Genomic DNA, 14,633 nt, shown 5'->3' with positions numbered 1-14,633 from the left:
GCAGTGGAGAAAGCCCCGAAACAGATCTGGCGACTGGTGAACTCGTGTTCGCCCCCGGCGAGCGGGGGCGAACACGTCGTACTCCAACAGAAACTCGAATTCAAGATATTCGAGCAGCGGTACTGTTTCGGTAGCCGCTGCCTTCAAGAAGTCGTCAACCGAAGCGACGTCTTGCAGGGTTGCGGTTGTATTGGACACACTTTCCGCACCCTGCTGCTTCGTACGTGACGCTTTCTATGACACGCTCTTCAGTATCAAACGCTGTCGGCTAAACCGTTATTTTCGCCGGGCGAAAAGCCCATATTCGATTGTAAGGGTATGGGATCGCCACTTATTAACCCGGTTAGAAATGGTCGGAGATGGTTCCAATGAGGCTGATAGTTGGTCGAGACTTACTCAAGCGTCGCTCAAAATCGACTCTTGGTGTCGGATACCGTCATCCCTTCTGTCGGTAAAACCGTCTTTTTCGCCCACCGAAATATCCGAATCAGGTTTGGAAGAGACCAGAATCTCCAACGTCCCGTGTCGACCAGGTTGGACGAGGATCAACCGAACAGTTGACTGGGACGTAGAAGCGAACGGGCGGTCGTGTACCAACTTCCCGGTAGCGTTTTGTCTTGCCCAAGGCCAACTATGAACTGCGTGTCACTTGTGGCGTGTATGGGTAACTTGGGTGTGCCCACCTTCACGGGGTTACTCTAGACGAGTTTAGGACACGGCCAGGATATCAGGGTTCTTTGATTCAAGCCAATATTTAAGTCGGGTGAATGAGCATAGTGCCGTATGGTCATTTGTCTCGTACAATCAAACATCTTCACTAAACTCAATATCAATGACTGACGAGCAAACGAAGGAAATTCGCCAGCGTTTAGACGAGGATCTCTCCTTAGACGAATTTGAACGTGATTACCGATCCACCGGGGAGGCAGCAACCCAATTCTTCCAGGACCTCTTTGTTCAAGTACTCAACTTCGAAGAAACGACGTCGCCTCTGGGTGACGCAACCTGGCAGGACATTCCTGTCCACGAGTGGCCGAACACAGCTCGGGCGAACGTTGCCCGTCTCTTCGCCGAATCGGGGAACTTCCGCGTCATCTACGTTGAGCTGGAGAAGCTAACTCGGACAGCTGAACGGAACGCTATCCAGAGCCTCACTCGGACGGATCGAACGAGTGGGTGGGCAATCGACGGTTCTTTCCTGACTGTATTCCACGCGCCAGACGAAGACATCTGGCACCTTGTCACTCCCTACGAGGAAGGCACTGACGACATCACGACCGGTCGACCCGTACTGCGCAGGTACACGCTCGGCGAAGGTGAGACCCACCGCACCGTCGCCAATGCGCTTTCCGGTATGGACGCCAGCAAGGGCCGGCTGGCAGAGCGCATCGACGAGGCGTTCCGAGTCAAGCCCGTTACTGAGGACTTCTACGAGAACTACAAAAGCGCCTTCGACACGCTCAGTAAGGAACTTCGCCGCAAGGGACTGGAGATTGAGGACGCAGACCGGTACGCACACACGACGCTCAACCGGTTGATGTTCTTCTACTACCTCCAGAAGAAGGGCTGGATTGGAGACCGGAAAGACTTCGTCCGGTGGTTCCACGAGCAGTATAAACAGTCCGACGAGGAGGACGTGTTCCACGAGAAGTGGCTCTCGGCGCTGTTCTTCGACGGCATGAACAGCCCGGTAGGTGGAGAGATCGATGCAGATCTACCGTCCGATGTGGAGTCTGAAATCGCTGGACTTCCGTACATGAACGGTGGGCTCTTCCAGCCAACTGAGGAGGACGAAAGCAACACCTTCCTGTCTGACTCCGCGCTGAAGTCGGTGATCGAAGAGTTCCTTGAACAGTACAACTTCACCGTCACCGAGGAGAGCCCCTACGATATCGACGTCGCCGTCGATCCCGCGATGCTCGGGAAGATCTACGAGTCCCTGATTGCCGAGCAGGAACGGGGTGAAGCTGGGATCTTCTACACGCCTCGTGTTGAGGTGGATCTGATGTGCCGGATGGCACTGTACGAACAGTTCTGTGACCACGCAAACGATCTCGATGCTGAAGGAAAACAGCAGATTGTCGAGTTCATCTTTAGTGAGCCACAGGACTGGGATGCGGAGAGCAGCGGGAAAACAGAGCAACTGGAGAGCATCCTCCACGAACTGCGTATCGTTGACCCCGCCTGTGGTAGTGGTGCGTTCCTGGTGGGAATGAAGCAAGTGGTCACCGAACTTTACCGAAAGCTCGGTACGACCCCGGACTATCACCTGAAAGAGCAAATCATCAACGAGAACCTGTACGGCGTCGATATCAAGGACTGGGCAGTCCGGGTCGCGGAGTTCCGGCTCTGGCTTTCGCTCGTTGAAGGCGAGGAACAACTTCCAGATCAGCGCCCAGTACTGCCGAATTTCTCCTTCAAGCTCAAGGTCGGGGACAGCCTGATTCAGAAGCTCGATGGAGAGTTCGTTTCACTGGATACGCTCACTCGAACGCTTGATGGAGATACTGGTGGCCTCCTCTCGGAGCTAAAAGAGCGAAAGCGCGAACACTTTGAAGGAGAGGCCGACAGGACGCAGGAAATCGAGGAGAAGCAGGTAGAACTCCTGAAAAATCATATCGATGGTCTCATCGACAATCTCTCTAAGGAAGGTTCTCAGCAAACTCTCTTTGGGGACACAAAGGACGACCAAATCGATGACGACATCGAGGAACGAATTAAAGAGCTCAAAGAGACTCGTGACGCGATTGACGAAGCTGGTGCTGCTGGGTTCTTCATGTGGGACATCGATTTCTCCGACGTGATGGTCGAAGGTGGATTCGATATCGTCATAGGAAATCCACCGTACGTCCGCCAAGAGGACATCATTGACCAGGGGATTCACCCAGAACGCCTTGACGAGATGGACAGCAGCGAGGTTCGGAACCTGAAGAAGCAGTACAAGAATGACCTCGTAGAGTTTGTCGAAGAGACATTTGATATTAAGCCCTACAAGAGGAGTGACATCTACGTGTATTTCTACTTCAAGGGAATCGATCTGCTACGAGAAAACGGTACACTATCATTCATTACTTCCAACTCATGGTTGGATATCGGATACGGGAAACGACTACATGAAGGCCTACTGAAGCTCACGGACCTCTCGTACATATTTGGGAATACTAGCGAGAAATCGTTCGAGGATGCGGACGTGAATACCTATATCACGGTCGCAAATAGGAGACAAGAAAAGATCCTCGCGGGACGTACTGACTTTGTGAACTTCCAGAAGCCGTTTTTCGACTACGACTATGCCGATGACTTTGGTTCATTCATTATCGACTCGACGGACAATGCAGACTCAGTTGAATTGGATGAGGAGGAACTACGTGTTTCATCTGAAAATGGGCTGAGAACAGTTTCGGTTGGCCAAGATAGTCTTTGGCGACTTGGTGGGGGAACAACCAAAAAATTGGGAGAGGATAGTGTTGGAAGAGTCTTCTCCGAAGAGGTTGGGTTAGTAAACAATCAGTCAGACCTTGATTCATTCTCTGGTGAGAATGCGTATCTACCAACTGGGTCGTATGATGACGGTATGTGGGGCCGATTTGTCACTGCCCCAATGTTGTATTTTGAACTCTGGCGTGACCACGGAGATAGATTCTCGCTACTCGGAGATCATGCGGATCCCAGTAGCGGATTGATGTATGGAGCTACGAAGTACTTCGTAGTGCCTGCTCCCGGGGAGAGCAATACACACTATGAATCGGACTGGAATCCACAGACAGGCCAGCTGGTTCTGACCCATTCTGACACTGACCGCCGATTTAAAATCCGCCATCGGTATTGGATGCGGAAGAAGTCGTCATTTCCCGAACTCTGCAGGAGCGAGTTTGAGATTTCATACACGGATTCCCAAGGCGAGGTTTGGGTTCCGAATTATGTCTTGCAACGGAATCGTGAGTTGAAAACAAGTCCGTTGATGCCAGAACAGCTCTCAAACATTCACCTACGAATCACGGATTATAAGTCTACTCTAGACTCAGACACAAAAGAATACATAGACTTCGGGGAGGAGATGCGATGGGGAAGAAGCGGTAATAAGGCCTTGTCAAACCGCTCTTCGTTCAATAGTAGGGACCCTTGGTACGATCAGCCAACGGTCTCTGAGCCGTACATCCTTCTTCCGCTGTCTGTGAATGCAAAATATCAATATCACTATAACCCGTGCGGGTTTGAAGTATCTAAGAATTTCTTCTACGCAGATGTAGATGACGAGTTGTCTGCAGGTCATGTTGCGGCGTTTATGAACTCTACTATCGGCTGGTTCTTCGCCGAGAATACTGGGCGCTCATGGACTAACACACTTCGATACGACAAACCAGAATACCAACGGTTCCCTCTCATGGATGCGGACAACGAGATCCAAGAAGAAACGGAGGAGCTACTAAATGAGGTTATGGAACGTGACTTGGGAGATGTCTTTGAGGAGCTAGGTGCGTATAACCCAGATAACGTCACTCTTGACTCTGTGAAATCTGATCGGAGAGAACTTGACAAAGTGTTTTTCAACCAGATTGGATACTCAGACGATGAGCAGCTAGACCTATATCATGAAGTCGTAACGATGGTTCGGAATCGTCTCATGCGACAACCCGACGAAAACCCCTCTCTATGCGAAACCATCGCTGAACATAATCCGCAGTACGACTACTCACAGTGAATCCTGATGAGTGGACAAAACAATATCGGAATAATCGATAACAGGCGCTATTCGCATCTCGACGAAGTCCTGAAGTCTGGGCTCGAAAGCGATGGAGTGGACCGGATTCGAATCGCCGTTGGGTATCTCTACATGAGCGGCCTGAAGCGACTCCGTCCGGAGTTGGATGAATTCCTCGACAATGGTGGCACACTCCAGGTTCTGATGGGAAATCCCGACCAGCAGGGGTTGGACGAACTCATAGAGGCTCATCAGAACCTCCGTCTTGCGGGGACGAAATTCAAACAGTCGCAAAACGTCAAGTGGAGCGAGCGCACGGAGATCCGCGCTGAAACTGCGGACAATTACTCACACCAACTCCTCTACGAAGATCCTACCGCTGAGAATCAGGCGTTCTTTACTAAACTAATTGACTGGCTGGAACAGGGCCGTATCCAGCCGAAGCTGTATCTTCAGGAGCGGTTCCACGCGAAGGCCTACCTCTTCGAGAAGGACGAAGGAGACATCTTCACTCCCAAGGACGTCGGCGTCGTCGGTTCATCGAATCTCAGTCTCAGTGGCCTCCACAGTAACACGGAACTCAACGCGCCAGTTTACAACGAGAAGGTTACACAACTGAAGGAGTGGTTTGATGACTTGTGGGCCGAAGCCGTTGAGTTTGATGGGGATCTCCTAGATACGTTCGAAGAGTCGTGGGTCTCGAACAACCCGGGCCACGTTTCAACCGACGACGAACCTCCAGCGCTTCCAGGCGATTCACTCCCAGACGACACGACTGAGACGCTCCGTGAGGTCAGCAGCGGTACGGGTCTCCCAGCACCGTACTTGGTGTACACGAAGATCCTCTATGAGCTTTACAAGGAGACGTTGGAGACTGCTGAGGACTATCTCCAGTCGTTCGACGTGTACGAGGACCTCTATGAGTTCCAGCAGTGGGCAGTGAATCGGGGCATCCGAATCGCCAACAAATACGACGGGGTCCTCGTCTCCGACGTGGTCGGGATGGGGAAGACGTTCGTCGGCCTCGGCCTCCTTGAGCACTTCCATGCGCGGAATCGGCTCCATGGGAACAAGGGAAAGATGCTGATCATCTCGCCGAAGCATCTCCAGCCGATGTGGAAGCGGATGGTCAACAAGCGGTACAACTTCAACGCGGAAGTGATCAGCCTGGGGATGGTATCGAAGGAGGATTTCCACGAGACGCTTCTGGAAGAACATGACGATGCGTCAGTGTGTCTCGTTGACGAAGCGCATCACTTCAGGAATGACGACACGCATCGGTACAACAATCTGCAGGCGTTCCTCCCGACGGTCAATCAGACGATCCTCCTGACTGCGACGCCGTACACGAAGAGCGCGTGGGACGTGTACAATCAGATCAAGCTCTTCCACATTGAGGACCTGACGCAGATCCCGATTACGCCGCCGAACCTCTATGACTTCACGAAGATGGCGGATAACGACGAGACTGACCTCTCGAATCTTCTGAGTCACGTGATGGTGCGTCGGACTCGCCAGGACATCATCGACCAATACGGCGAAGAAGACGAAGATGGCCGACTGTACCTCCAGATGGGTGGTGAACGTCGGTATCTCCCGGATCGGCACTTACAGACTGTTGATTACAATCTGCACGAGACGTACTCAACGGCGGACGGCGTCAACGATTCACTGTACGATTCGATTGTGGAGACGCTGGAGGATCTCACATTCGCTAGGTACTCGCTGGGACAGGAGGAGTACCTGAAGACTGGATACGCGAATCAGGATCCGTATCAGAACCTCTCTTCGATGGGGAGGAGCATTCGCGGCTTGATGAAGTCTAATCTTCTCAAGCGGCTGGAAAGCAGTGTCCATGCCTTCTATACGTCTCTCACTCGGATGCTTCGGAGTTACCGGATGTTCCGGGATCTCCTTGACGAGGGGACTGTGGCTGTCGGGAGCGATGTTTCCGAACTCATCAATAGTGGGGAGCAGATTGATTATATTCTTGAGGAGATCGATGGGATGGTTGAGGATGGAGAGTACGCGACGTATCAAACGGAAGCCTTCTATCTCAACGAATTGAAACGCGATCTTGAGACAGACATCCAGCTTCTTTCAGATCTACAAGCCACGCTGGAGCCGTTCCATCAAGACATCCAAGACGACTACGCGATGGATGACAAGGTCGAACAACTCCGACAACTGCTCGGAAATCTCCGTGTCGGGTCTCACGATCTCCTTGAGCGCGGTGACCGCTCTGAGAAGCTTATCGTGTTTACACAGTTTACTGACACGGTGAAGTATCTGGAAGCTGCGTTCGAACAGTTCCAAGACCGGGGGCTGCTCTCTGATGGCGTTCGGTTTGCAAGTGCGACGAGTGACACCTCGAACGTGGAGGGAATCATCCAACGCTTCGCCCCTGAAGCGAATGATGTGCGTAATAAAATTGACCCGAGTGAAGAGATTGATGTGTTGTTTGCCACTGATGTTGCTGGGGAGGGGGTCAATCTCCAGGATGCGAATTTAGTAATCAACTACGACTTGCATTGGAACCCGCTGCGTCTAATTCAGCGGATCGGTCGTGTTGACCGCCTCGGGAGCGGACACGACCACATCTATGCGCTCAATTTCCTGCCGGAAACAGAACTCGAAGAAGAACTCGGAATCGTTGACCGAGTTGGATCCCGTGTCCAAGAGATTAGTAACATCCTCGGCGAAGATGGAGAGATACTGAGTCCAGAAGATAATGTGAACCGGTCGTATATGGAGGACATTTACGCCGAGGAGGACATCGAAAAGGTCGAAGACGACGTGAATGAGATCATCGGCAGTGACGATCTTATCGGCCCCACTAGTAGTCTCCAGGATCTCAAGCAGAAGTATCCGGACCTCCTCAGTTGGTTAGAAGACCGAGACGGGATTCGGAGTGCTATGGAGTGGGACCGAGAGTACGATGGAGTCGTCATTGTCTACCGGCAAGGGGACTACACGACTCCATACCTCGTTACATTCCCGGACGAAGGCGGTCAAGACCTCGCATCACAGGAAAAAGACACCATCGTACAAACCATCTCCTGTTCCATTGACGAGCCGGTTGCGTCGGTTGATGCACAGACATTCGACACCAGGTACGAACGGGCGGTGCAGGTTGCGCGGACGGAATTCGGAGATGACATGGGCAAGCGTCGGCAGTTCCAGCGAGAAGCTCGTCAAGGCGCGAGTATTGATCGGGAGTATGTCGTTGATGAGCTCGGAGAGGTGGCATCGTCCGTCGAAAACACTGATCAACAGCGGACACTGGCACAATTCCAGGACATTGTTGAGACCGTGTCGGCAGATCAGATCCTCGACGAGTTCAGGGACCTACGTAACGAGGAGGTCACGGGTGAAGAGCTGGTGACGGCTGTTCGGGAGATTATCTCTCGGTACAATCTACAAGAAAAGTACGACGAGCGGCAGGAATGGGCGGAGGAGCAGGAAGAGCCTCCGCACGTCGTCGCAGGGATGTACTTGAAGGGGCAGGAGTAGTCGGGCCATAAGGCACTGAGGTTCAAATACTATCACGCGGAACTCGGTAGTGTGACTCAGTTAGAGCAACTCCCCACGACCGATTCTGGGCATGTAGTGAAGCGGCACGCAGTCGAATGGCTAAGTGGTCTGAATGAGGCATCTGAACAGGAGATTCGAGAGTCTGTTGTCGAGAAACCCAATGGCTTCACTGGGAGCAAATATCCGACTGAAATCTCTGATATTCGGGTAACTGGATCATCGGAATTTGTCGAAGCAGTCGGAAGCCTGTTCAAACCGCTCTTAGAGTTCGAGAGAGAAGATACTCGGTTAGAAATAAATCTCAAACAAACTGAAGACCGAGACACGAAGGAATTGACAGACAATTATGCGCTTTACCTGTCCGTCGCGGAACGAGGCTAACAACATACTGGGTCTGTACCCAAAGGACGCTTGACTGCGCTCAATTTCGAAGGCGCGGTTTAGTAGCTCGGCGAGTTCATACGTACTGTTTGTCGGACCGTTTGTCTCTACCAGCGGGGGCGCACCATGTTGCTCTGAAGTAGATAATAATAGAACATATTGTTTCGGAATACCACTACTTGACCCCCGTTTCGAGTGCTTCGACTGGAACGTCGCGGTGCAGGTGCGGGGTATATTTTTTCGCCAGTGCCCTTAGGCACACCCCTAACTGGAATCTAAACCCCTCGGGTTGGATTCCAGTCGAGCGGTAGTCCCAAGGAACGCAGGAATCAATGTCGAAGAGTAAAAAAAGAATGCTGACCAGCCATTTGCCGGCAAAAAACACCGGGAGTAGAGTGCTCAGATAGTGTTGCCACTCTCGACCACCCCGGCTATCCGGGGTTCAGGTACTGCCACGCATCCGCAAATCCGCCATCACTAAATCGGATTTGAGCCATCCGGAATCGTTCGGCCGGGAGATCGGCCTCCTTCCAGATACGGAATCCTTCTTGGATCGCCCGGCGTGTCTCTCTTCCAGGCTCACCAAACCGAAGCTTCATTCGTGCATCTCTTCGACTCAGCGCATCGTCAACGTCAACGCCGTGACGAGCAGCCCACGCGATGAAGGCGCTCATCGTCTTTTCCATGCCCTGTTCTGCAGCTCGGATTGCTTTGGCACCCGTTTCAGCTGCACGTTTGACGGCCTCTTGTGCTTCCTGAACGGCATCATGGACAAGCTCAGCGACGTAGTTCGATCGGAGGCTCACCTTCGCATACTCGCGAACCACAAGGTCGTCGATGCCTCGCAGCGCCCGTCTGACGCTTTCTACATGTCGACTGTGTTCATCAGCGATGTCCGCAGGGGAAACTTCGCCACCGTCCGTGACGAGCGTCTGGATGCTCTCCCACTGGACGGGACTGAGACCATCGGCAAGGTGGCGAATGACCACGCTCTCCTGGGTGGATCGGATGTGTGTAAGGTCGAGTCCTATCGGATCGGGGCCATCGTCAGTCGTCTTAGCTTCGAAGTACGCATCTGCAACGAATGGGCTGGTTCCCTGAGACGGTGCTACGTCGAGGCCAGCATCTGCGAGAACGGACAAGACAGTCTGATCGAGTTCCCGCTCCAGTTTGTTTAGCTCTTCCGGGGTCACACCTAACTTTTCATCCCACCGGTTCACTTGGTACGACACTCCGACCTTCGGATGGGCGAGGGGTGAATCCCCCTCTTGACTAAGGGCCTCTCTCGCGTAGTAGTGCTTGATCTCTTTCGGCAGCGAATGGTCGGGAAAGGCTTCGCGGATCCGTCGCGAATCAAGCGTGACGGTGTGATAATATCCCGGTAGATTTCTACAGTGATCATCGTCATCGTTCTGAACCAGCTTACGGTAGCCTTGCCGGTCGGATTCGAGTAGATGGCCCATCGAGGCTATCGGACCATCACGAGCGTGTACCGGGCCACTGGCGTCCTCGTGGACGCGCACGTATCGCTCGGCGTCTTGAACATTGCTGTACTCGTGCGGCTCCTCGAAGTAGTCGGCACGGATTCCGACCGCTAACGCAGCCGACTGAAGCAGGTGCAGATAGCGGTGGAAGTCGATGTTCGACCCCTGGATTTTCACGTTGACCGCTTCGTGAATCCCGTCCGGGACCGAGTAGTCGGAAACCGTCCCGTCACGCTTCTCGACTTTCATACCCTGCCACCGGGGCGTGATGTGGGCGTTGAAGCTCTGCTGTCCGACCGGGTCCTCTTCCCCGTAACGCTTGACTTTCAGCCGGAACTCGCGCATTTCGTCGAGTCGCCACTCGGTGCCGGTTGGGAGCCGAGAACCGGGATGAACGACGTTGCTGTCTTGGTAGTACAACGTGACCATCCATTGCTCTCCCTGGTCGTAGAACTCCGAGCGCTGGCTTCCCCCACCAGCCTTCACTTGCGAGTCGGCGGCGAAGAACGGAGCCAGCCCGTTCGCGTCGAAGAGGTAGTTCGCTACGAACTCATGGGGGGCCGGCTCGACGTAGCCGGTCATACCGACCGCCCCCGATTCATCACGTACACCAACTGATTGGGCGTATACGTGTGCCTACGGCGTCTGAACCGAATCGGCGATCCAAGCCGATTACTGGATGCTGCGGTAGTATCGAAACCGAGCGGGCATAACCGAGCGCCAGAACCACCGCGGGTTCCGGCGAAACGCTCAACTCGGTTGGCCGACTCATCATGCACGCCCGACCACCTCCGTCGGTCGGGGTTGCGAGCCGACGAGGGCCTGAACCTTGGAACAGTTGGAGGCCCTCTGCTTCGGCTTTTGCGTCACGGTCGACACCTCCCGTCCTCAAGCGCCGAGCAGCGCTTGTCCGGACAGTCGATTTCGCAGCCACAGAACTCGCAGATGGGCGAAGCTCGGCTAACGGCGTTCGGGTGAACGCTCACGTCAACCACCTCCGTTCCCTCACAGAATCGCCAGCAGGCGCTAACTCACGCTTGCAATTCTGTTGAACTCCCTTCCGCGAGGGAGTACTCTTCAGCCCAAAAATGGCGAATCCGTCCGTCTCAGTGTTCGTACCTTGCGGTGTGGAACCCTTGGGATGACGGAGAATTGGTAGTGGACTCGCCGGGATTTGAACCCGGGGCCTCTCCCATGCCAAGGGAGTGATCTACCACTGATCTACGAGCCCGCGTCTGCATCCAATTCTTCCCTGCGACCATTGATAAACCTCTCGAAATCCGCGCACCCTCGCCGAAGTGTAGCACGCGACCGATGCGCTCGCTTCGACGTCCCTGGCCGACTTTGGTTGGAACTACTGCGACGACGACTTCGAAAGCCCCCGGACGGTCGCGGTCGGTTCAGCAACATCTCGGTTCGGCGCAAACTGCGCGACTCACCGAGAGGGGTCGCTGAACCAACCACGATGAACGCGACCGCCCGGCCCCTTTCAGTCCCACCCCGCGACCGCACGCGCCGGAGACGAAGGTGACAATTCACGCAATTCGATTTTCCGCGTAGTCGTTTCGCCGACGGAGAGATGTCGACGAGTGACCGCGAGCGTCCGGGGGCTTTCCAAGTCTGCGACTCTGTACTTTCTGTAACTCGAAATTCACACCGAACTCGAACTCAACGCGACGGGACGGGGACTTTCGAAGTCTGCACCTGAATACTCGTAACCTCAGAGAAACCAACCCCCATTCCTGAATGGAAACCCTTTAACGGCTGAGAAGGGAAGCCATCGGTAGGGAACGGCACAGCCGCAAATCCGACTCGTCGTGAGATTTCACGGCTCTGGGATTGCGGACGTGCAACGTGGCCTCGGCCACGACTGGCGGAACCCACCGCCAGCACTCTAGCGGCTCGTGCAGTTCCTATCCTCGAACAATGGCAAGAATGCACACACGACGCCGCGGGTCGTCCGGCTCGGACCGCCCCGTGGCAGACGAACCACCGGAGTGGAGCGACGTAGACGAAGGCGACGTGGAAGACCGCGTCGTCGAACTCGCAGAGCAAGGACACAGCCCCAGCGAAATCGGGCTAAAGCTCCGCGACGAAGGCGTGACCGGCACGCCCGTCCCGAACGTAAAACTGGTCACCGGCAAGAAAGTGACCGAGATTCTGGAGGAAAAGGACGCAGACCCAGAACTGCCCGAAGACCTCCGGAACCTGATGGAACGCGCCGTGCGACTGCGCGAGCACGTCGAGGCGAACCCACAGGACAAACAGAACAAGCGTGCGCTTCAGAACACCGAGTCGAAAGTTCGCCGCCTCGTGAACTACTACCGTGGCGACGAAGTCGACGCGGACTTCAAGTACTCCTACGACAACGCGAAAGAACTCCTATAGATGTCAGCCTCCGGTCGAACCGCCGCCGAGGACGCACCCACCGCGAGCGACGTCGCCGTGGCCCTCCGCGATGCCGACTTCGTTCGGTTCGTCGCGCAGGCCGATGGCGACGCTCTCGCGGCCAGTGGCGTCCTCGCCCGTGCGTGTGCGCACGCCGGCATCCCGTTTCAGGTGAGCGTCACGCAGTTCCCCGCCCAGCGTGCCGACGGTGACGATTTCGTCGTGACCGTCGGTGCCGATGGTGGGGACGTGGCGCTCCGTGGCCGTCCCGCGAGTGCCGTGGCCTACGAGGCCGCGAAGGAACTCGGTGGACGGCCGGACCCGGTGCTCGCACTCGCCGGCGTCGTCGCGGCTGACGGCCTGCCGGGTGGCGAGAGCGCGACCCTGTTGGACGCGGCGGACGACCGTCTATCCCGCAGACCCGGCGTTTCGACGCCCACGAACGACCTCGCGGATGGGTTGGCACACTCGACGCTGATTCACGCGGGGTTCTCCGGCAGACCGGACGCGGTGCAGGCCGAACTCGCGGAACTCAGTCTACCGGTCGAACTCGACGACGGTGCCCACCGGCGGGTCGCCTCGCTCGTCGCGCTCTCGGTCGCAGGACCGGAGCACGCGACGCCGCGGGCAGGCCGCGCCGTAGAGCGCGCACTCCACCCGTACGAACTCGTCGATGGCCCGTTTGCGACGCTCGGCGGCTACGCCGACGTACTCGACGTCGTGGCACGCGAACAACCCGGAACGGGTATCGCGCTGGCGCTCGGGCACGATGTTCGTGCGCCCGCCCTGGACGCGTGGCGCGAACACGCGAAGGAAGCACACGCGGTGCTCCACGAGGCGACGACCGGACGGTACGACGGCCTGTTCGTCGCCCGGGCGGAGAACGCACCGGTCGAGACGGCGGCCCGACTTCTGGCGAACTTCTGTTCACCGGAGCCGATTGCGTTGGTGGTGACGGACACCGAAGCCGCCGCAGTCGCGGTGGACGAGCCAGCGTCGGAATCCACCGGGCCGACCCCCGACCTGGGCGACGCGATGGTCGCTGCGGCGACCGAACTCGGTGGCGACGGAACGGGACGGACGTCCTGCGGGTACGCGCGGTTCGACGCGGAGGCAAAGGAGTTTCTCACGGCGTTCAGGGAGGCAGTATGAGACGAGCGACGATTCGCACGGAACTGGCGGACGCCGACGTCGTCGCGGCGTCACTCGTGCCCGACAACACGCCCGAAATCGAGACGAGCGTGGAAGACGGGACAGTCGTGACGCACATCGAACGCGAGACGACTGGCGGACTCCAGTCGACCGTGGACGACTACGTCGTGAATCTCTCGGTGGCAGCACAGACAGTACAGACAGCGAACCATTACAGAAACACGAACCATGAGTGAACGATCAGTCTCGAAGAAGTCACAGCAAAAGCGGTGGTACACCGTCCACGCTCCGGAGCAGTTCGACCGAGAGGAGCTAGGAACGACCCCCGCAGACGAACCGGACAAGGTGCTCGGTCGCACCATCGAAACGACGCTCGGCGAATTGACGAACAACGCCAGCGAGAACAACACGAAACTGACATTCAAGATCAACGACGTCGGGAGCGACGCGGCGTACACGGAGTTCGTCAAGCACGAACTCACCCGCGATTATCTGCGCAGTCTCGTGCGACGCGGTGCCTCGAAAATCGAGGCGTACATCACAGTGCTGACCGCGGACGACTACCGCGTCCAGATTCAGCCCGTCGCGTTCACGACGAAGAAGGCAGACCACAGCCAGGAGAAGGCAATCCGCCGGACGATGATCGACCTCGTCAGGGATGCCGCACAGGACCGCACGTTCGACGACCTCGTCGATAGCGTCGTCGAGGGACGACTCTCCAGCGCTATCTACGGCGAGTCGAAGACCATCTACCCGCTTCGCCGGGTAGAGATTCAGAAGGCGACGTTGGAAGCTCACCCCGAAGAGGTCGCAGAGGAAGAAGAGACCTCCGTGGACGTGGACGAAGAAGACGTGGATGTCGAAGAAGACGTCGAAGCCTGACCGAAGCGGTTCTTTTTTGAGCAGACGGCAGTTCGTCCCGAGTCGCTACCTCGCTGGCGTGTCGTAGACTCGTCGCGACACGGGGTCGCTACTCTGCGGAAGTGATTACT

Annotated in this window: 7 protein-coding genes, 1 tRNA gene and 1 pseudogene; 6 read left to right on the top strand and 3 right to left on the bottom strand. The window is 55.8% G+C overall.

Annotation, left to right across the window (positions count from 1 at the left end; all coding sequences use genetic code 11):
• Positions 1 to 198 (bottom strand): annotated as a pseudogene (locus tag ACR3FF_RS15545) (IS5/IS1182 family transposase); the annotation flags it as partial.
• A gap of 634 nt (positions 199 to 832) precedes the next feature.
• Between ACR3FF_RS15545 and ACR3FF_RS15540 the strand changes: the two are divergent.
• Entirely contained in the window at positions 833 to 4,702 is a 3,870-nt protein-coding gene (locus ACR3FF_RS15540; RefSeq protein WP_458189001.1) for an Eco57I restriction-modification methylase domain-containing protein, read from the top strand.
• 6 nt (positions 4,703 to 4,708) lie between these two features.
• Positions 4,709 to 8,215, top strand: a complete 3,507-nt coding sequence (locus ACR3FF_RS15535; protein ID WP_458189000.1) for a helicase-related protein — start codon at positions 4,709 to 4,711, stop codon at positions 8,213 to 8,215.
• A gap of 833 nt (positions 8,216 to 9,048) precedes the next feature.
• Here ACR3FF_RS15535 and ACR3FF_RS15530 read toward each other — a convergent pair.
• Together ACR3FF_RS15530 and ACR3FF_RS15525 are read right to left on the bottom strand one after the other, a co-directional pair.
• Entirely contained in the window at positions 9,049 to 10,683 is a 1,635-nt protein-coding gene (locus ACR3FF_RS15530) for a DUF7845 domain-containing protein (protein ID WP_458188999.1), read from the bottom strand.
• Between the two features lie 577 nt (positions 10,684 to 11,260).
• Positions 11,261 to 11,332: transfer RNA gene (locus ACR3FF_RS15525), tRNA-Ala, on the bottom strand.
• Positions 11,333 to 12,027: 695 nt separating this feature from the next.
• On the opposite strand from ACR3FF_RS15525, the gene ACR3FF_RS15520 reads away from it, so the two are divergent.
• Genes ACR3FF_RS15520 through ACR3FF_RS15505 form a run of 4 tightly spaced genes read left to right on the top strand, consistent with a single transcriptional unit; the run spans position 12,028 to position 14,523 of the window.
• Positions 12,028 to 12,489, top strand: coding sequence for a 30S ribosomal protein S15 (locus ACR3FF_RS15520; RefSeq protein ID WP_458188998.1), 462 nt, complete (start codon positions 12,028 to 12,030; stop codon positions 12,487 to 12,489).
• Positions 12,490 to 13,641 (top strand): exonuclease RecJ, encoded by a 1,152-nt coding sequence (locus ACR3FF_RS15515; protein ID WP_458188997.1) that lies wholly within the window; start codon positions 12,490 to 12,492, stop codon positions 13,639 to 13,641. It begins immediately after the preceding gene.
• Positions 13,638 to 13,877 (top strand): KEOPS complex subunit Pcc1, encoded by a 240-nt coding sequence (locus ACR3FF_RS15510; RefSeq protein WP_458188996.1) that lies wholly within the window; start codon positions 13,638 to 13,640, stop codon positions 13,875 to 13,877. Before ACR3FF_RS15515 ends, ACR3FF_RS15510 begins: the two co-directional genes overlap by 4 nt.
• On the top strand, positions 13,870 to 14,523 hold the full coding sequence (locus tag ACR3FF_RS15505; protein WP_458188995.1) for a 30S ribosomal protein S3ae: 654 nt from the start codon (positions 13,870 to 13,872) through the stop codon (positions 14,521 to 14,523). The genes ACR3FF_RS15510 and ACR3FF_RS15505 overlap by 8 nt, the downstream gene beginning before the upstream one ends.
• Positions 14,524 to 14,633: the final 110 nt, after the last annotated feature.

Source organism: Haladaptatus ordinarius (genome assembly GCF_054177595.1).
The sequence above is the reverse complement of the archived record's forward strand: the minus strand, read 5'-3'. Positions and strand labels throughout refer to the sequence as shown.

Bases quoted from the DNA above. Each gene is read 5' to 3' on its own strand.
- ACR3FF_RS15540 (WP_458189001.1), top strand. From the start codon at position 833: ATGACTGACGAGCAAACGAAGGAAATTCGCCAGCGTTTAGACGAGGAT.
- ACR3FF_RS15535 (WP_458189000.1), top strand. From the start codon at position 4,709: ATGAGTGGACAAAACAATATCGGAATAATCGATAACAGGCGCTATTCG.
- ACR3FF_RS15530 (WP_458188999.1), bottom strand. From the start codon at position 10,683: ATGACCGGCTACGTCGAGCCGGCCCCCCATGAGTTCGTAGCGAACTAC.
- ACR3FF_RS15520 (WP_458188998.1), top strand. From the start codon at position 12,028: ATGGCAAGAATGCACACACGACGCCGCGGGTCGTCCGGCTCGGACCGC.
- ACR3FF_RS15515 (WP_458188997.1), top strand. From the start codon at position 12,490: ATGTCAGCCTCCGGTCGAACCGCCGCCGAGGACGCACCCACCGCGAGC.
- ACR3FF_RS15510 (WP_458188996.1), top strand. From the start codon at position 13,638: ATGAGACGAGCGACGATTCGCACGGAACTGGCGGACGCCGACGTCGTC.
- ACR3FF_RS15505 (WP_458188995.1), top strand. From the start codon at position 13,870: ATGAGTGAACGATCAGTCTCGAAGAAGTCACAGCAAAAGCGGTGGTAC.